This window comes from Micromonospora sp. NPDC049171, assembly GCF_040648275.1.
GTDB lineage: Bacteria > Actinomycetota > Actinomycetes > Mycobacteriales > Micromonosporaceae > Micromonospora.
The window spans coordinates 61,789-81,758 of record NZ_JBEZDJ010000010.1 but is presented as its reverse complement, the minus strand read 5'-3'; the positions used below and the strand labels follow the sequence as shown (position 1 = coordinate 81,758).

Genomic DNA, 19,970 nt, shown 5'->3' with positions numbered 1-19,970 from the left:
GGTGTGCCGGGCGTGCCTGTTCAAACGAGACGCGGCCCCGAGTCGTTCACGGTGTCTCCGGTGCGTCGGCGATGAGCAGGATCAGCCGGTCCACCTCGGGGAGACCGAAGGTGCCGCGTTCAGCCAGCTGGCCGAGTCGACGGGTCCAGTAGGTCCGGGACGGGGAGTCGAGTTGGTGCAGTGTCTGCGCAATGATCAGCTCTGCCGCGTCGACGTCGTTTCTGGCGGCGTGACCGAGCGCCGTCAGCATCGCGACGTCGGCCGCGGGCGGGGCGGCCACCTCGACCAGCGGGCGTAGCCGGTCGTACTCATCCGGGTCGGCCTTGGCCACCAGGTCGCGCAGCGCGTCCCGGCGGGCCTCGGGACCGTCGGCGGCGAGCAGCGCCAGCGCCTCGTTCCCGACACCCGCACTGGCGAGGTCGATGACTGTGGCCGCGGCCTGACGCGCGGCCGCGCCACCGCCGCCGACCGTCTGCCAGGGCAGGTCGTCGAAGTCGTCCGGCAGGAGAATCTCCTGGAGGAAGGGCACCAACTGTCGGCCGCCGTCGACGGCGAGGATGTCGTTGAGCGGTTGCCACTCCCGCGTCGCGGTCTCCCAGCTGGGCGCGCGCAGCCAGACGCTGATCAGCGGCATCGCGATCTCGGCGGCGAGAGCCAGCAACGGACTTCCGGCTTCCGGGCCATCCGCCACTACCCGCGTGTGGTGCAGCGACGTCAGCTGCCTGGCCCACTGGGCCCGCTGTCTGACCGTCAGGTGTCGGCGGGCCGGCTCAAGCGCGTCGAGCGCGCCCGGCAGGTCGTGGGCGAGGGCTCGGCTGACGGCTTCGAAGAGTGGTGCCACGTCCGCCCGTACCGGCGCGGCGGTGACGGGTCCGGCCTCCGGCAGCGGTTCCTCCCGCAGCGGTGGTAGGTCCTTCACCTCCAGGTACAGGTCGCGGGCCAGGCCGGCGAGTTCCTGGTACCACACACGGGCCTGCGCGACAGTGCCCCGGCGGGCCCCGTAGGACCGCACCTCCACCACTCCGAGCTCGGCCGAAAGGCTGCCGTCCGCCGTGTCGAGCTGGTCGTGCGTCGTCATCCCGGGGAACACGTGCTGCTGGTCGACCAGTTTCCCGTGCAGCGCCGAGAGCAGGTACATCATCGGCGACATCAGTGGTGCGGCGCGGGACGCGGTCCAGGGCTGTTGACGGCTCGACAGCCGCACACCGACCCCCGCGCCGGCCACGGCTCCGAGCTCGTCCAGGTAGCCGTCGTTGTGGTCGAGGTAGAACTGGGCGAAGCGGTTGTGGATCGCGTCCGCCTGATCGCTCAGGTAGAGCCGCGCCCACCAGGGCAACTGTCGGACGTAGAGGCCCAGCGCGGGCCGGGACAGGGCGGCGACGTGTGCCTTGGTCAGGCTCATCGGGGCGAGCAGGTATTCGGCGGCCCCGGCCGTGTGTGCGTACACCAGCGCGAGCACACCCTTGATCGCGTCGATCACCCGTGCGGTGGGCACCTGGCCCGCCTCGGCGAAGTACCGCAGGAAGTGCTCCGCCTCGCGATCACCGAAGGCGACCCCGTCCTGCTGGTTCTCCTTCGTGCGATAGGCGAGCAGACCGAGCGGGGCCGACTCGTAGGTGACAGAGCTGTCGCGCCAGGTGCGCTCCCCGACGTGCGCCAGGAACCGCGACAGGCGCTCGATCGGCGTACCCATCGAGATGTGCCAGTGCCAACCACCCTCGTCACCTCGCGGTGGCGGACCGATCGTCCCGCTGGCCGCCGGTTCGGCCACCACGTCGGCGGAGGCGAGAGTCGCGGGCAGGGCGACAGTGGGCAGGCCCGCAGGCCCCTGGACCGCCTCGAACCGGTCCTCCAGCTCCTGCAGCTGCCGCCAGAAGTCCTCGGTGTCCTCGATCCGGCCCTGCTCGCCGGGAAGGTTCCTGATGATTCCGGTGACCAGCTCGGGCACGGCGATCCACGCCGGGTCGCCGCTGGCCGGATCGTCGGGGAGCACATAGCCGCGGGGCTCGCCGTCCTCGGCCTCCTCGGCCGCGTGGTGCAGCTGCTTCGTCTCCACCACGACGTGGAAGCTGCCGTCGCGGGCACTGGCGAGGATGCTGCCCGGTGCCGCCTGCATCGAGGCGTTGCCGTAGAGGTCTATCGGCATGGTGCGTTCACCCTCCAGCCCGCCGCCGCGGTACCCCCGGCTGCCGACCGGATCCACCAGGGCCTCGGCCAGCGGCCGCCGGGACGTGTCGCCGCCGCGGACCACCCCGTCCGGACCGATCACCAGCGCACGGGCGTGGATGTCCGCGTCGTACTCCCCCGGTGTCTCCCGCGGCGCACCCGCCCGCGGCACCGCACCCGGATCTGTCAGGTTCAGCCACAGCACACCCTCGTCCGCCGTGTGGTACGCGGCGTACACGTGCCCGAACCCCGACCGCGTCCGCTCCACCAACACCACCGCCACCGAACGCCGGCCGAGGTCGTCCGCGCCCAGCCGCGCCGTCAGCCCGTCCCAGCCGTCGAACCGCTCCCAGTCCCGGCGATCCCCCAGCCACGCCTCCGCCGGCCGACCGAGATCCGAGTCGTCCCTCGTCCGGGGCACCCGGACCGCATGCGCCAGCGGGCCACCCGGGAACAGCCGCGACACCAGCGCCTGCACCACCGCGAGACAGTCCGCCACCGTCACCCGACCAGCCGGGTCGACGACGCGACCCGCGGCGACGACCTCGCCGAACAACCGACGCAGGCCGTCGCCGGTCAGGGCCGGAGACCCCTTCGGGGGTACGGTCGCCGACTCCGGCCGCGTCTCGTCGTCCCGGCTGACCTGGCCGCCGAGGTGGAAGAGCCGGGCCAGGTCACGTCGGTGTGCCGGCCCGGCCCCGACCTGGTCGATCAGGGCACGTGCGGCGGACGGGCGGGCAACGGCGCTGGGGCCCGGCGGTGCCACGATCGAGGTGTGGTCCACGGCCCGCACCGCCACCACCAGGGCGAGTTGCGCCTGGATGGTGCCGAGGTCCAGCCGCGCGGCGGGCATCCGCGCGGTGAGCGCGTCCGGCGTGAGCAGGAGGGCACCGGGCGCCGTGTGCGGATCGGCCGTCGCCGCCAGCAGCACGCCCCACTCGGCCGCGTACCCGTCGACGAGCGTGGCCAGGCCCTGCGTGTCGCCACTGGGGTCGAGAGCGGCCTGGATGCCGCCGTGCACCTGTCGTACGCCGGCGGAGCGCAGGTGGCGGACCAGCTCCCGCAGGTCGGTCCAGGTGTCCGTGGAGTCGTCGGTGATCCGCATCGTGACGGTGCTGCCGTCGGGCGCGATCGTGACGTTCCCCGGTCGACGCAGCCGCGCCGCCACGGCGACGCCGTCGACCGACGCACGCGCCGGATCCGCCGGGTCGAGGCCGAGGGTCAGGGTCAGCGCGGCGTCCGCGCCGGGCGCGATGCCGGACAGCACGCCACGAGTGCGGTACGGGAGGGGATCGTCACCCACGTCGAGACGGTGGCGCACGTCGTCCTCGACGGCCCGGAACTCGTCGGGATTGTTGACGAACCCGTCGTCCGGCCACCGGTGCGGGGCTGGCGCGGCGGGCCCTTCCCCGGCCGATGTCCCCGCCAGGACCGCGGCGGTGTCCGCCGCTGGCGGTGCGGCCGGCGGTGCGGCCGGATCGGGTACGCCCTCGGTGGTGGCCACGAACCGTATCCGGGACGGATCCGGGGGTGCCGTCGCGGGCTGGCCGGTCTGGTCGTCCCAGTAGGTGGCCTCGCCGTCGTCGTCGCGGAACACGTTGAACGCGTGCGCCACCTCGCCGTCGGCGCCGTTGACGACGACGATGCCGGCGGCGCCGTCCGCCGCGTTGCGCATCGCCTCGGTGACCGCGTCGAAGCCCGTGACGTCCCGCAGCGGATGCCCGGCGTACCAGGACAGCACGCCCACCTCGGTCGCCACCGACTCGGGGACGACGAAGGAGCCCTGGCCCCGCGTGCGTATCCGCAGGTCCGTCACGATGGACGCGAAGACGCAGTCGGTCCGCGGGTTGGTGGGGTCCGTGACGTCTGCGCGCAGATAGGGGTGCCTGGTCAGCACCTCGCTCGCCACCCGGGGCGGACCGACCTCGGTCCACCCGCTGCGGTCGGCAGGCGTCGCACCGGCCAGGTCGCCGCGCCCCGGCCGGGGGGTGGAGGGGCCGGCGGAGGAACCGGTGGACGGGCCGGCAGCCGCCGCGCTGGAATCCACCGATGGGGCCCAGTGCACCCTCCGGCGCTGCCCCGCGCCTCCGCCGTTCCCGCTGTCGCTGGCCTTCGGGCTGCCGCCGGCCTTCCCGCTGCTGCCGGCCTTCAGGATGCCCCTGGGTTTCCCGACACCGTCGGCTTTGCGTGCGCCCTCGTACGGCTGGTGGTCGGGCGGCAGCGCCCGGCTTGCCGTCGGTGCCGTCAGGGACACCGGCTGCGACTCCGTACGGACCGGAGCCGGCGGTCGGGTGTCGGCGCCGTACCGGTCGGCCAGCACGTCGGCGAGGTTGTGCGAGGGAAGATCCTTGCGGAACCGACCACCCTGGAACTCCTCCCAGTTGCGCGCGGCTCGCAGGCCCTCGCGGACCTCCTCGTCGGTGTAGCCGAGCACCTGGCCGTCCTTGTCGACCACGACATGCCGGTTGGCGAATACGGGACCAACCCACCCGCGAGACAGCTCCTCGACGAACGCCCGATCCGTCCCGGCCAACACGACCAGGGGCGACCTCCGGGAGACGCCCGCCGTCTCCAACGTGTCCAGAACCTGCGCGGCCGTCCGGCCGCCGATCGTGGTCGTACCGTCCACGGTGATGCCGCGGCCGATCACCATCGGCGCGTCCGGGTGACCCCGCAGCCCCTCGATGGCGTCCACATGGGTGTCGCGGTCGGCCGCGCCCGGCAGGTAGACGCCCGCGTCGACCTGCCGACCGGGATCCACCAGGGCGAACGGAATCCGGGTCTCCACGGTGCCGGCGAGCAGCCGGGTCCGGGTGGTCTTGCTCCCCACGGGGGCATCCGGGCTCAGCCGCTCGGCGAGGGCGTCGATGGACCCGCCGAAACCGGCCAGGTCCTCGACCCACTTGGCCGCGTCGCCGACGGTCTGGCCGGCGTTGCGGACCGTGTCGACGATGCCCTCCCAGACGACGCTCGACACCGTCGAGGTCTCGCCGGTGATCTCCAAGAGCACGTCGCGTTGGCGCAGGACGACAGGGTGCTTCTCCTCGTGGGAGCCGGTCTCGGCCGGCGCGAAACGCCGGCCGCGCCGGTCCGACCAGCGCAGTTGGGTGCTCGCACCGATGGTCTCGGAGCCGATGAACGACACGCCCAGGATGGTGAAGTTGATGAAGCTCTGGCCACCCGGGGCCGCACCGAACTCCGGCCGACCCGCCGAGCTGGTGCCACCGCCGCTGTCGCCCGACGCGTCGCCGGAGTCCAGTTGGCGCGGCGTGACAGTGGGCTTGCTCGCCGCCCGGACCCCGTCGCCCTGGTTCAGCGAGACGAGCGGGGCCAGCGCCACGGTCAGTCGTTGCTCGACCTGGCTGGTGGAGGTCAGGACCTTGCCGACGATCGGGAAGTACTCGAACACCGCTCTGGTGTCGTGGCCCGGCACGAAGTCGACAGGCACATCGGGATCGCCGGGGTTGGGCTTGTGCTGCTCGGCGGGAAGCCGCCAGGGCGACGCGGCGATCGTCTTGATGGTCAACGTGCCGTCGACACCGACGCCCAGTCCCCCGCTCGGGAAGGTCTGTTTGACTCCGCCGCGTTTGAGCAACGAGTAGAGGTTGCCCCCGCCGACCTCCCCGTCCACGAACCCGGTGAGCTCCCACTGGTTGACGCCGGGAAGCACCTCGAGCACCAGTTCCTGCAGCTTGGGGAGGTCGCTGAACCAGCTCACCCGGAACTCCGGTCCCAACCCCTCGGTGGGACGGAAGGACCGGAGCACGCCGAGGGTGAACCCGCCCACCTCGTTGTTTCGAGGGGTCGGGTTGATCCGGACCCCGTGCAGGGCCTCCCGCCCCGCCGGGTCGCCGAGCAACACCGTGACCGCGGGCGGGCGTCCCGTACCGTCCGGCACCAGCGGCTGGGTGGAACCGTCGGCCGCCATGAACTCCAGCACGGCACCGGCCTTCAACCACGACCGCTGGCCCGCCTCGCCGGCCGGATTGGTCCAGAGCGACTTCGCCCAGGAGAAGATGGTCGGCGTCACCGCCGTCATCAGCCAATCCTTCAGTGTCTTCACCTGCACGTCGACGCTGATCTCGAAGGGGTAGTACATGCGGGCCAGCCCACCCTTGGACTTGGTGATCACCCGCGGTTCCTGCCGGTCCCGCTCAAGGTCGGCCTCGCTCCGCTGCCGAGACAGCTCGATCTGCGGAGTCCCCCCGATCAGTCGCACCGGTTTGTTCCGCTGCGCCCTCGTGTGCACGGGGCCGGAGAGGCGACCGGTGTGCGACTTCACCCGTTGCGTCGCCTTGCCCCGGGACTCCAGGTGGGTCCCGTGCATCTCCATGTCGGACTCCGGCGCGGGTGCCGGACCGAAGGGGCGACCGTTCTCGTCGACGGCGCCGGTCGTGGAGGGGTCGATCTGGTGGGGGATCTTCCGTCCGTGCAGCCGCAGCTCGTCGTGCAGTGGGTCGGGGCGGGCAAGCAGTTTGTAGTCGACAACCATGGTGCCGCCCAGGTGGGTGATCGCGCGTTGGAACCGGGCGATCACCACCGGGCGCCGGGACGGCCCGGAGCTGAAGTACCGGCGGATGTCGCCGCGCGTCACGATGCTCGACGCGTGCAGGGTGATCCAGTCGTAGAGCCCGGCCGAGTAGCTGTTGGAACCCAGGTCGGTGGAGCCGTCGGCGTCCACCTTCAGGCTGCGCAGCGTGTGGTGCAGCAGCTCCCGACCGGCGGGAAGTCTGATGTCCAGCACCGAGGTGTCACCCAGGCCCAGCCGCTGGCTGATCCGTCGTGGTGGGTACACGGCGTCCGCGCCCGGTTGCTCACCCGGCTCGGGGGGCAACAGGTCGAGGGCGGCCTTGACCTGGGCGTGCAGCGCGGGGGGCAGACCCGCGATGAAGTCGACAGGCCGCTGGAAGTCGGCCGGCCTGCCGTCTATGTCGGCGAAGTCGTCGACGTCGGGCCAGGACCGTTCGAGATCCCGCCAGATGGTCGCCATGTCGAGGATGCTGACCAGCGCCTGGATGCCGTCCTCGACGTCGATCGCGCTGTCCGACGCCGTCGCCGGTAGTGCGGCCTCCCACATCCCGCCGAAGAGTGAGCGGAGACTGCTCACCAGGTTGCGGGAGGCGCCGGTGAAGGTGCCGACCATCGTGACCGGGATGGTGATCGTGTAGACGCGGGCGCTGATGTTGTTGATCCGGTAGTCGGTGCCCGCCAGCGTCTTGGTCTCGCTGACACGCTCACGCGTGGACGTGAGGTACGTGGCACTCGGCGCGTTGCCGTAGGGGTGCACCACATTGGCGCCTCCACTGTGGTACCGCGTCTCCTCCCGGCTCCGGGTGAACGCGCTGGTGCCGGTGACCGGGATCCCGTCCTCCACGTAGAGCTCGTAGTCCCGGGGCTGTGGCACGTACCGGGGCACCTGATGGATGTAGGCCTGCAACTCGTGCCGGCCTTCCGCGTCGGCGAGGAGGCCCGGCTCGAATGCCTGCTCCGAGGAGTGCGCGCCGCGCAGCACCACGTCCATCACCGCCAGCAGCCGCTCCTCGCTGGTGAAGACCCGGCGGGTGTGCGCGGACAGGGTGGTCGGCCAGCCGGGGTTGTTGCCGATCAGCTTCGACCACCGTGCGACGAGTATGTCCGGAAGGTTGCTGAGCCATTCCTGTAGCGGAGCGAACTGGCTCGTGGCGAGTTCCGCGAACATCTTGTCGAGCGCGGCGCTGCCGCGGACGGCGTCGATGCCCGCGAGGTTCGGCAGGCTGGGTCCGGCGCTCAGCATGACTCGGTCGAAGTCGGTCAGGGTCCGGTGACTGATCGGCTCACGCCGGGTCGCGGGTGCGCTCAGCACACGCATGTCGGGCACCCACGCCTCGTAGGAGATCGGCTGGTCCCCCGGTGCGAACGTCTCGTCCGGTGTGTCGTGGCCCTCGTCGTAGGCCTCGGCGCGAAGGTTCGTGGAGAGGACGAACTTGTGCATCGCCTGGTCCTGCTCGGTGTCCAGGACCACCGAGCGACCGGGGACCTGGCCGTACCCGAGGGAGGTGGTGTTCTCCCAGGTCTTGCCGATCACGGTGCCGCTGAGCACCGAGTTCGTCCAGCCGGGCAGCAGGTTCTTCAGCCACTTCCGGACCGGCAGGCTGAGGTTGGCGTCGAGCGCGGCGCGTTTGGACCGGAACATCGACCGGAAGCTGTCCAGCCGGAAGAACGAGTCGACGGTCATGTTGGCGCCGAGCTCGTCGGTGAGGCCCTCGTACCGCACCTTCGGGTCCTGGTCGGCGGGGACGAAGTACCTGATCCATTTCCTGTGCGTCCCGGAGGCGGTGATCTTGTCGTAGGGCACCCACAGGCCGGTGCCGCGCAGGGCACCGATCATGCCGATCCGGTGCGCACCGGAGCTGGTCTCCAGCAGACGCCTGTGGTTCTTCGCCAACAGCTCGGTGCTCGGCGCGGTCTTCGGCAGGTACCCCTCGCTGCGCAGGTAGTCCTCCACCTGCTTGTCCAGGTCCGGTCGCGGATCCGCGGCGGTCCCCTGGGGGGCCACTGTGAAGTTCTTGAAGACCGCCATGCCGGGCCCGTCACCGTCGACGACGCCGCGCGGTGGGTGGCGAACCTTGTCCGCGTCGCGCAGCGTGTACGGCAGGTATCGCACCCGGGCGCCATGGCCGGCGGAGTTCCCGGACCACTCGCGGAACGGCGGCGAGGCGCCCCGCTCCTTCCCGCCGGTGATCAGTTCGAGCTTCCACCTCATGCCGACATCGGCGACCATGCCCCGTCGGATCGCCTTGGTCGCCTTGGGGTCGGGTGCCATGCCGGGCCGTTTCGGGTCGGGTTCCCGGCCGGACCGGAACCCGCGGCCCACGAACGAGACAGCCCCGCTGTTGTGGCCGATGGTGACACCGGTCCCCAGGCCGAGGGTGACCGAGGGGCCGCCCGACAAGAACGTGCCGGGAGTCTTGGTCTCCTCTGCCGGCGCCTTCAGGATTGTCACGCCTCCGCTGACCGGCAGGTCGAAAGCGTTGCGCAGCACGACCGATCCCCGCTCGGTCATCTGTGCCTCGGTCAGGAACTCCAGCGAGTTGTCGCTGGCCCGGCTGACGATACGGCTGGTGTCGTCCTTGAACGGCACTGCCGACAGGCGCAGGACGCCGAGCAGTCTGCCGTTCGCGTCGTGGATCGGGTCGCTGTAGGCGGCCCCGTCGCGCACCCGCTGGAAGACGTTGTGCATGTTGCCGTGCCCGGCGAAGCTGAAAATGTGCTTCTGCGACCTCGTGTTGAGCGGCCCCGCGCGGTGCCTCGGCCGGGCACCGAGCCGGCGACCACGGCGGGGCGAGCGCACGGCCGGCGCGCCACGGCCGGCGCGCCGACCGCCGGCCTTCCTGCCCCCGGCGGCCCTGCTCCGGGCGCGTGCCTCCGCGATGAGACCGGGCAACTCGCTCAGGATGCGCAGTGGCAGCTCCGTTGGGTCGTGCAGCGTGTCCAGTGACATCGGGTACGAGGCGAGAGCCACGTCGTCCGCCACTGTGGTGTCCTCCGGAGGATCCGGCACGGCGATGTGCTGTGGAAAGAACACCACCAACCGCTCGCGTACGCTTTCCGGCTCCGGGCCGGCCTCGATGTCCTGCCAGGGGTCGTCAGGATCGTCGAGAGTGGGTCGCCCCGGTGGCGTTACCAGCCGGGGCGGGCGGGCCGCTGGCTCCGCCGTGACCCTCATCTCCCAGGTGTAGAAGTGCGCCAGTCCTGGTTCCCGCAGTCGCTCGATGGTCGCCGGCCCCGTCCCGGTCTCGACGAAGGCGGTGCGGGTCTGCCGGTTGTGGGTCAGCCGGGGCACCGCCGACACGTTGAGCACCCGCAGCGGGCCGGTCGTCCCCAGACCCAGGAACTCCTGGATGGGCAGCGGCAGATCGCGATAGTTGATGTTGCTGTGACTACTGGTGGAGGAGACATCCGAGAAGCGCCGCTTCTCACCCTGGCTGACCGCGGGCGGCGGGTAGTCCGGGGCGAGGTCCCGCTCGTCGTGTCGGGTGAGCGTCGAGTGGAACGTCAGCCGTACCGCGTGGCGGCCGCTTCCGACCACCCGTACCGAGCCGCTGCGCCCGGTGGAGGACGGCAGATCATCCACCAACGCCACAGGTGTGGTCAGGCGGGCGATGTCACCCTGGATCTCCGCCTCCTGAGTCCAGCGCCCCAGCGGGCGGACGGCAGCGATCGCCAGCTCCCGCATCCGAGCCGCGGCCTGCTCGGTGATCACGCCCTCGGCGCCGATACTCAGGTAGCTACGATCGCCTTCGGCCTCGTCACGATCGCCGAAGATCGTCAGGTCCGACTCGCGCTCGTCGGCGATGTCCTGCCACTCGTTGAGGGCCTCTCGGGCATCATCGGCTCGCGCCGTGGCCGTGTCACGCACCATGCCGGCGTCCCGGGCCGCCCGGGTCAGGCGGGTCGTGGTGTTCGCCAGGTCCGTCTCGGAGGGCAGGCGCTCGACCTCGGTACGCAGCACATCCCGTTGCGCGGCGGCCTCGTCCCGGCTCGCCGTGGCGACCTGGGCGGTGGCCCTGTTCTTGGTGTGCTCGTCCTCGGCATGGTGCAGGTGTGCCCGCAGGCCGTCGTCTCCGTCCAGGGCGGTGCGCTGCTCGCGCAGGCTCGCCGCCACCGATTCCAGACTCTTGTCCGTCGTGGTGATCGTGGCCCTGGCCTTGGTCAGGGCGGCGTCGGCTGCTCTGCCCCGGGCGCCCTGTTGCCGGCCCTCCCCAACGATCGCGTCGAGCCGTTCGTTGAGCCGGGCCTGTTCCGCCATGAGGTGGATGCGCCGCCGCTGACCGGCGGCACGCTCATCCTGGGCGAGCGTCGCGAGGCTCTCCTGGCTGAGGTTGTCGAGCTGTTCCTCGATCTCCTCCAACCGGTCCTGCGCCGTGTCCCGCTCGTCCTCCAGCCTGGTGATCTCGGCTCGCGCGGCGGCCCGGTCGGCCTCGGCCTCGGCGCGGGCCCGTTCGGCGTCCGCACGCGTCTCCCGCAGGGCGTCGTGCTGCCGCTCGGTCTGCGCGAGCTGCTCGGTCGCGTCCGCCAGCGCCTTCGTTGCCGCGGCCACCTCGTCCTGGCTGACCTGTAGCGCCCGCACCGCCGCATCCGTCTGCTGCTGTCGGTCCCGCACCTTCTGCTCGGCACTCGTCAGGTCGTTCCTGGTCTGCGTCGCCGCCCGTACCTCGTCCCGGTGGTCCCGGAGGCTCTTGTCGGCCTTGTCGGCGACGTGCTGGGCGTCCCGCTGCCCGGGTTCGAGCACCGAACTCAGGAGCAGCTTGGTCTCCCGGAGCACCGCGCTGATCTCCGGATTGGGGTAAAGCCGGCCGTCCTCGGGATGGTCGGCGACAGCCCCGGGAGTACGCGGGGCCGAGGTCGATCCGTCACCGCCGGCCCGAGCCCCGCCGCGGCTGTCCGCGCCCTTCCCACCGCCCGGACCCGACGGCCCCCCAGCCCCACCGCCCTGACCGTCCGCGCCCTTCCCACCACCCGGACCCGACGGCCCCCCAGCCCCACCGCCCTGACCGTCCGCGCCCTTCCCACCACCCGGACCCGACGGCCCGCCAACCCCACCGCCCCCGGCCGCCGACGAGCCCTGTCCCCCGGCGTCGCGGGTGTTCGACGACGCCTTGCCCTTCCCCTTACCGGTCGGTGTGTCGTCATCCGAGGTCGACGACAGCAGCATCGCCTCGACCGGCGGAAGCAGGTTCCGGTCACCGGTCAGCGCCAGCAGCCGGCCCTGGGCGACCCGATAGTCGCGCACCAGGTCGACGAGGCCAGCCCTCAGCGCCTGCTCGGACATGCCGGTCAGGCCCGCTTCCATGGCGGAGAGTCGCCGGCCGAACGCGGTGACGGCGGAGAAGGCGGCCGACGAGCCCGGCTGCCCCAGAGCGGTCCTGATGTCATCCAGCTGCTCGTCCCGGAGCGACACGAACGCCTGCACGATGTCCTGTCCGGTGCCCGGCAGCGCCGCCACCAGCTGCGCGGCGTCGTCGACACGGGCCAAACCCACGGTGTACGTCGGCAGCACGCCGGACGAACGGGGGGTCACGTCGGTGTCAACTGTTTCCGTCGCCGCGCCCCGCAGGCGTTCCATCGTCGGCACGGTCTCCGCGCCGGTCGCCCGGTTCACCTCGTAGCGGGCGTGGTCCACCTGGAGCAGCGCGTCGCGGAAGTGCTCGCGTGCCGGCCCCGAACGGCTCTGGTCCGAGCTGACCACACCGGCGAGCCCCTGTCGGGCCGCTTCGAGGACCGCCCTGGCCGTCTCCACCTGCTCGGTGCGGTCCGGGCCGTCCGCCGGGACGGCCCGGTCGGTCAGCGTCTCCCGCAATGCCGACTCGATCCGACCCGTCAACCCGTCGAGCTGGTCCAGGACCTCCTGTGCGGCGCGCCGCACGCCCTCGATGGTCGCCGGCACCAGATGGTCCACCCGGGCGACGGAGTTGGTCTGCACGCTCGTGAGCGCGTACACCCAGGGGTTTTTGGCGAAGCCGCCGAGATCCGGATCGACGACCAGTTCCCAACCCTGCGCGGTCGGATGGGACAGCTGATCGGATGACGTCGGCACCGCCGAGCGGTCTCCGCCCACCACCTCCGGGCGGCTCGGGCCGACAAGCGTGTCGACCGACGGCAGGAGCGCCGCGCCGGCGACGCTGCGCACCTGTTGGTGCGCTGAGTCGTAGGCGGTCAACACCCTCGCCATGTCGGCCCTCGCCTGCTGCTTCGACAGGCTCGGCAGCGACTCCTCCAGGTGCGTCAGCGACTGCTGGACCGACCGGACGGCGTCGCGGGCGGCCGCCACCTCCGGGGCACGGTCCGGCGGCGACGCCTGGAGCGCGCCGATGATCGCGTCCCGCGCACCCTCGAACGCGGCGCGGGTGTTCGCCACCACGTGCGACACATCCTGGGTCGACGAGGCCAGCAGGCGCTCCACATCGCCGCTGCGGGGATCGCTCCTGCCCACCGAGGCCTCTGCGGACTGCGGCAGAGCCGGGCCCGCCCCGTCCGACCGGTCGGTGCCGGATCCCAGTGTCTGCTGAACACCTGGGTCCGAGACGGTCCGCAGGTCGGTTGAGCTGCCCGGATCCGTGGTCGCCCGGTCGACCCCATGAGTACCGTCGCCCCCGACCACCGTGGTCGGAGGCCCCGATCGGGCGGTGCCGCCGTCGAGCGACTGGCCCGCGCCCACCTGTGCGCGCTGCTGCCCCTCCCCTCGGGCGCCGCCAGCGTCACCCACCGGTGACGCCACACCACCCGACGACGCCACACCACCCGACGACGCCACGCCACCGTCGACCTGTCCCGAACCTGACCCCACACCACCCCGCGACGCACCACCAGCACCACCATCAGCCTGCTCCGAACCCGACCCCACACCACCCCGCGAGGCACCACCAGCACCACCATCAGCGTGGCCTCCGGCCGCGGACTGGCCGCCGGTGATCTGGTCACCGGCGACGCGAGCGCCGTCCCGCTGCGCGACCTCGCCGGATTGGCCACCAACCGTGGTCTCGGCCGGCAAGCCGACCGACGAGCGGCCGGCATCCTCGTTCGAGCCGACAACCGAACCATCGCCGAGCCCGACGCCCGACCGATCAGCGACGCCGTCGCCGGTTGGCGTGCCCGCGACACCGCCGGTCACATTCGTCCCGCCCTGGCCTACGGAATTGCCAGCACCCTGCCCCGCACCCCCGTCCAGCACGCCACCGTCCGCCACACCCCCACTCGCCACGCCACCGTCCGCCACACCACCACTCGCCACACCACTCGCCGCACGGCCGTCCGCCACACCCCCACTGGCCACGCCCTCAGCCGCCGCGTGGCTGGCCGCTACACCGCCACTCGCCACGCCACCGGCTGCCGCACCACTCGCCGCACGGCCGTCCGCCACACCACCAGCCGCCGCGTGGCTGTCCGCCACACCCCCACTCGCCACGCCACCGTCCGCCACACCACCACTCGCCACGCCATCGGCAATCCCCGCCCCACGACTGACGCCCTCGCCCGCGTCGCCGTTGGACGGCTGAACGCCGGAGCCTGCCGCGGTACCCTCCGAAATGCCGCCGGTTCCCGCGTCTGTCGACGCCTGCTGATCCGCTGCGCTCGACGCGCCGGCGCCCAGCCCGGCGCCCAGCCCGGCGCCGACACCGCTGTCCCCGAGGAGGGACTGCCGAACCTCATCGGTGGCGGGCGACGTGTCTCCCGTCCCGGCGTCACTCTTCTCGTCGCGGACCAACTTCTCGTCGCCGACCAGCTTCTCGTTGTCCCAGTCGATACCGCTGTTGTTGTCGTCGACGGAGTAGGCGGGTGGTTCGGTCGGCGGCTCCTCCTTCTCGTTGTTGACGCCGGAGTCGCCACCGCCCTGCTGCCCGTCGCCACCCAGGGGGGCCGCCTCGTCGTACCCGTTGAGGTCCGGCAGGTTGAGGCCGTTGGCCAACTGCTCCGGAGTAGCGGCGTTGCCCTCGTACAGGCCACCGACGAAGGCGCTGGTCGCTGTCCCCCACCGCCACTCGATCGGCGCCCCCACCGCAGCCTGTCCGGCGGCCTCGGCCGGCATCGCCACAGCCGCCTGCGCCCCGCCCTTCGTGAAGAGGGCGCCGGCCCGGAACACACCATCGGTGATGTAGAGCGTGCCGTCGGCACCCACCCGGTCGACCTTGGCGATCCTCCCCGCCGCCCAGTCGACGACACCCGAAGCAGCGGAATTGGTGAGACCGGCAGCCGCACCCGCGATCACCGTCTGAATCAGAGACTTCTCGATCGCGTCCCAGTCGATGCCCTCCCGCACCCCATCGGCATCCTGCGCCGCCTGGATCACGATCATCAGCAGCGGCTCCTGAGCGATCTCCTGCCCGACCTCGACGAAGAGGTTGCGAAGAATCGCGGTGATGATGGCGCGAAACCCACCAACCACCAACGGAATCGCCAACGCCCCGAACAGCGACGCCATGAGCCAGGCCAACTGGATGGCCAACAGCGCCAACTGCACCACCAGCAGGATCTTCTTTTCCTGAAGCTCGGCCGCACCGTTCTTCAGGTCCTTCCGCATGCTCTCCGCAGTCGACCGCAACTGGTCGAGATAATCGACGAGGCTGTCCAGCGACTCCGTGACGCCGTCGGCGAACTTCCCGCTCAACACGGCCGGCACCCGAGAACGCTCAGCCACGAGCGTCTCCTGGGCCGCATCCAGAACGTCCCGAAGGTGCTCCCACTCCCCGGAGTGCGCCCGCATCCCGCTCTCACTGCCCGTCGGCCAGGTCGCGCCGACGAAGAAGTTCAAGATGTGGTTCAACCAGTCAGGAATGGGGGTGTCCATGCCGGGCCGCTCCCGCTATCCGCTGCTCGACGACGGCGCGCTGGCGCACGCCGAGCCATCGACGCTTCCCCGGCTGCCCACCGTCAGGTTGCCGCGCGGTCGCAGTGACAGCGTTCGCATCTCGGCTCCACCCCCCTGTCACACCCGCACCGGATGAGCATGCGACGGCGACCGCCGACGCAGCGGTTTCCGACGCCGTACCGGCGGAGTTGGGGGTTATCCCTCATGACCGGAGGGTCAGTCGGTGCCGGCACCGACGGACGCCCCGGCTTCCTCCACGTAACCGAGCGGTGGACCGAGCAGCCGCTCGATGGTGTGCGCGTCGGTGAGCAGGCGAGGCGAGGCCGCTCTCCGCCGGGTCAGCGCCCGCTCCAGGCGGCTCAGAGCGCTCCGGTCGGCGTCGTCCAGACCGGACGCGGACTGCTCGTCGGGCAACACCTCCCGCAACAGTACGGCGGTCGTCGGGATGCCGACCCGATCCGCCGCCACCGCTCCCTCACGGACGGCGAGCACCTTGAACCGGGCACCGGCCAGAAACACCGCCTCGTCCAGATCCTGCTGTTCGGCCAGCGCGCCGGCCTGCCGCGCCGTACGCGACCAGACCAGGTAGTCGACGTCGGCACCCTCCACGGCGAGGTCGGTGGCGCCGCTGACACTGCGGAAGCCGGGCTCCACCAGCAGGCCGCCCTCGGGGTAGAGGTGTCGCGCCTGGTCGGCCACCCGACCCTGGCAGAGCATCGCCCGGCGGTACGGCGGCAGGCGACGCAACCCGGACACCAGGCACGGCAGATAGCCAGGCAGGCTCGGTGCCCGCCCGGCACGCAGTCCCGCGTTGAGCCGGGCCGCCCCCGCCTCCGAGCGGCCGAAGAAGACGTGCACGGCGACGAAGTCCGTCTTCGCCGACGCGGAGATGCCCTGCCGCAGCGCGGGCCACGCGGCCAGGGCGGCGTTGACGGTGGTGATCGAGTCGGTGAAGGCCGGGCCGAGGCTGGCAGCGAGGTCGCGCTGTTCCGCTGCGGTGCTGGCCCGGTCCTCGACGGGGTCCGCCACGGCCGGCGCGTAACGGTGCACCGCGCGCCCGCCGGGGTACGCGGCGGGCGTGCCTCGAAGCGAGGGGGTGAGCGCTCCTTCGCCTGCCGAGGCGGGGGCGCTGGCGACAACCGGGCGTTCGGGCTCGCCCAGGTACGGCCCGGAGCTGGTGATCACCGGTGGCGGACCGGCGGCCGGTCGAGGCGGGGGTGAGGGCTCGCCGGTCAGGTCCTGCATGGCCGGTTGGCCGCCAGCGCTCGGCAGCGCCTCGGCAGCGGCTGCCGACCGTCTCGCGACCGGCAGGGACTCCACGCGTCGCCGCGCGGCGACGGCCGGGGCCGCCGGCTCCACGAACTGGTGCGCGGCCCCGGCCGGCACCGCCGGCTCCACCGAACGTTGCGCGGTCCTGGCCGGGGCCGCCGGGTCCACGAACTGGTGCGCGGTCGGAGGCGGCCAGTCCCGCGCCGGGGCCTCCGCCGACGTGGCCTCGACCGCCGCCGTCGGCGCACGCGGTGACAGCGGCACCGCCAGCGTCGCCTGGTCCGCGACGCCGCTGCGCCGATCGGTCGCCACCGGAGGTCGGCCGGTGCCCGTCGCCAAGGTCGCCCGGACGTCCACCGGCAGCCCCGCACGGGGTGCCGCCTCGGCGCGCAGCGCCGCTTCCAGGCGTACCCTCGTCGGCTCGCCGGTCTGCCCCACCAGGGTGAGGCCCGGTGCTCCGCCGGCCCCGACGAGCAGCCGGCACAGTTGGTCGACCAGCCGGTCGGAGTCGCGGACGTCGACCGCCAGCACCCACTCGGCGGGGTCGACGAAGGCCAGGCCGTCGGGCTGACGGCCACCAGCCGTGCGCAGCAGGACGCCGGAAGGGACCACCTCGGCGAGCAGGTCCGGCACGACCGCGTGGCGGTAGAGCCGGCTGCTGGCGCGTACCCAACCGTCACTCAGCACGGGTGGTGACTGGCCGGACGCCCATCGGTGCTGGCCCGGCTCGGGCACCCCGATGGGCTCGGCGACGGCGGCCGATTCGTCGAGGGCCGCCGCGAGTGCGGTCACCCAGTCGGCGCGCGGCGGCGGTGCCGTCGGGTCGAGCAGTGCGGTCTCGATCCGAACGATCGTCCTCGCCGGCAGGCCCGCGAAGATCCCGGCGAGTGACCAGGGATCCGGTGGTGGCTCGCCGACATGGCGCAGGAGCAGCGTCGGCCGGTGTCGGTCCACCGGCATGTCGTAGGCCGGGTCACCCACCGCAGCGGGTGCGGCGGCCGAGGCACGCAGCAGCACTCCGGCGGGGACGGGATCGGCCACCAGCCCGGGCAGCACCACCGCCTGGTCCGGCAACGCCGGCTCCCAGGACGGGGCCGGGTAGCGGTTGCCGACCACCGGGCTGCTGGCGCCCGGCCGGAAGGACCGCCAACCCCAGGCACCCGTGCCGCCCGCCGCGTAGAGGGTGCCGTCCGGTGTGGCGTGGACGGGACCGTCCGGGGCGAGCAGTTCGACGCCGGTGCGGGCCGCCAGCCGGGTCAGCCAGGAGGCGTACGCCTCGTCCGGCCGGCCGAGGCCGCTCGCGGCCACCCAGACCCGGCCGACGCCCCACTCCTGGGCCGCACCCTCGACCACCCCGCGTAGCACGCCACCGCAGGCGGCGCTGCGCACGGCGCGCTCAGAGGTCAGGACCAGCACGTCGTCGGACGCCGCGACGGCGGTACGCACCAGTTGCCACAGCAGCGACGGCGGATCGTCCCCGTGTGAGATCACCGCGGCCGAACCGTGCCACTCCACGAAGAGTTCGTGGCCGGGGGGCGGTTCGACGCGGACCGGTCGGCGGAGCCAGCGCGGCAACAACAGCAGCGCCATCCGCCTCTGCCCCCCAGTTCGTCGGGGTCTCGAACCAGCCGCACCCCGATGTGCTGAGACTGACGCACCGTCGCGGCCACGGCGTCGGTCACCGGCCGGCGGTGTCGGTTCCGGGGGAAATCCCCCGCCAGCGGCCAGGCTCGCGCGGCAGTTCGGTCAGGAGTGGCAGACAGCCGACTCCGCGGCACGGGGTAGCCGACTGTGATCATGAAATTACTGCGCGCACACTCGCTCCGGCATGTTCTCGTCGAGTGGAGGAACAGATGCGTCTCCGATCGTTCGTCACCGCGGCACTGGTCGCCGTCCTGGCCGCCGGGGCACTCGCGCCGCCGGCACCGGCCGCGGCGGCCACCGCCGACCGGTGGGGCTTCGCGTACGTCAAGGACCCCACCGTCGCGGTCTGGACCGTGCTGGACACCAGCCGGCAGTGGGGTAGTTGGAAGACCGCGTTCCCGGCCGCCTGGGCCGACGGCATCAAGCTCGCGCCCGGCCGGTTCCAGGTGCGTTTCCCACAGGTCGGTGCCGGCGCACGGGGTGTGCCGCACGTGACCCCGGTGAACCGGACCGGGCACTACTGCGAGGTGGTCCGCTGGTTCCAGGCCGGCGTCGACGAGATCGTCGACGTGCAGTGCCACAGGCCGGGCGGTACGCGCGAGGACACTCCGTTCACCGTGCTCTGGACGACCAGCTCAGGCGTACTGCCGGCCGGCACCTCCCACGCGTACGTGCAGTGGGGCGCCGGCGCGCTGGTGCAGTCGTACAACTCGACGGGCGCGGTGAACACGGCCGGACCGGTGGGCGTCGGGCAGTACCTGGTGCGGCTGCCCGGGGTGGGGTTGGCCGGGGTGCTCGCCGGCGACGTGCAGGTCACCGCCGGGCAGCCGAACGCCGGTCCCCGCCGGTGCAAGGTCTACTCCTGGAGCGCGGTCGGCACCGGCGTGCAGGTGTACGTCTTCTGCTACGACCAGGCCGGCGCGTTCGTCAACACCGACTTCACCCTCTCCTACCACCGTCGGCGGCCGGTGATCGGCTCCCTCGCCCCGCCGTCGTACTTCGGTTACCTGGGTACCGCCGTCGGCGGTCCGACGAACGACAACTCGGTGCTCGGTGTCGGCGCGAACACGGTGGCGCCGCTGGCGCCCGCCGGCCGCTACCTGGCGACCTTCCCGCAGATCGGTCTCAAGGAGACACACGCCCAGGTGGTGGCGCAGGGCGCCGGCAGCAACTACTGCCACCTCACCCAACCCTGGCCGTACACCACGAACGCCGACCTCGACGTGATCTGCTTCGACAACGCTGGCGTGGTCACCCCCCACCGCTTCCTGGCCACCTTCACCTCCCGGCTCTGACGCCGGGCCGTACCGGCGGCGACCCGTCCCCCGGGTCGCCGCCCGCCAGCGGTGACCGTCCCCCGGGCCGCCGCGCGCCAGCGGTGGCCGTCGGGTCACCGCTGGCGGCGGGTACGGCGAGCGCGCACGCCGGTCGCGGGGGGGGCGGGGGGGGGGGGGGGCGGCCCCCCCCCCCGCCCCCCCCCCCAGGGGGCCGGGGGGGCGCGGGCGGGGCCCCCCCCCGCCGGCGGGGTGCAGGGGGGCGGCCCCGG

General features: G+C 72.4%; 3 protein-coding genes. 1 reads left to right on the top strand and 2 read right to left on the bottom strand.

Annotated elements, in window-relative coordinates; translation table 11 throughout:
- Nucleotides 1-46 precede the first annotated feature (46 nt).
- Both AB0B14_RS14840 and AB0B14_RS14835 read right to left on the bottom strand, forming a co-directional pair.
- Entirely contained in the window at nucleotides 47-15,490 is a 15,444-nt protein-coding gene (locus AB0B14_RS14840; RefSeq protein WP_357522725.1) for a toxin glutamine deamidase domain-containing protein, read from the bottom strand.
- Nucleotides 15,491-15,727: 237 nt separating this feature from the next.
- Nucleotides 15,728-18,370, bottom strand: coding sequence for a hypothetical protein (locus AB0B14_RS14835; protein ID WP_357522724.1), 2,643 nt, complete (start codon nucleotides 18,368-18,370; stop codon nucleotides 15,728-15,730).
- 263 nt (nucleotides 18,371-18,633) lie between these two features.
- Here AB0B14_RS14835 and AB0B14_RS14830 point away from each other — a divergent pair, with 263 nt between their 5' ends.
- Nucleotides 18,634-19,719 (top strand): hypothetical protein, encoded by a 1,086-nt coding sequence (locus tag AB0B14_RS14830; RefSeq protein WP_357522723.1) that lies wholly within the window; start codon nucleotides 18,634-18,636, stop codon nucleotides 19,717-19,719.
- Nucleotides 19,720-19,970: the final 251 nt, after the last annotated feature.

Coding starts and splice junctions, on each gene's coding strand:
- AB0B14_RS14830 (WP_357522723.1), top strand. CDS start 18,634: ATGCGTCTCCGATCGTTCGTCACCGCGGCACTGGTCGCCGTCCTGGCC.
- AB0B14_RS14840 (WP_357522725.1), bottom strand. CDS start 15,490: ATGGACACCCCCATTCCTGACTGGTTGAACCACATCTTGAACTTCTTC.
- AB0B14_RS14835 (WP_357522724.1), bottom strand. CDS start 18,370: ATGGCGCTGCTGTTGTTGCCGCGCTGGCTCCGCCGACCGGTCCGCGTC.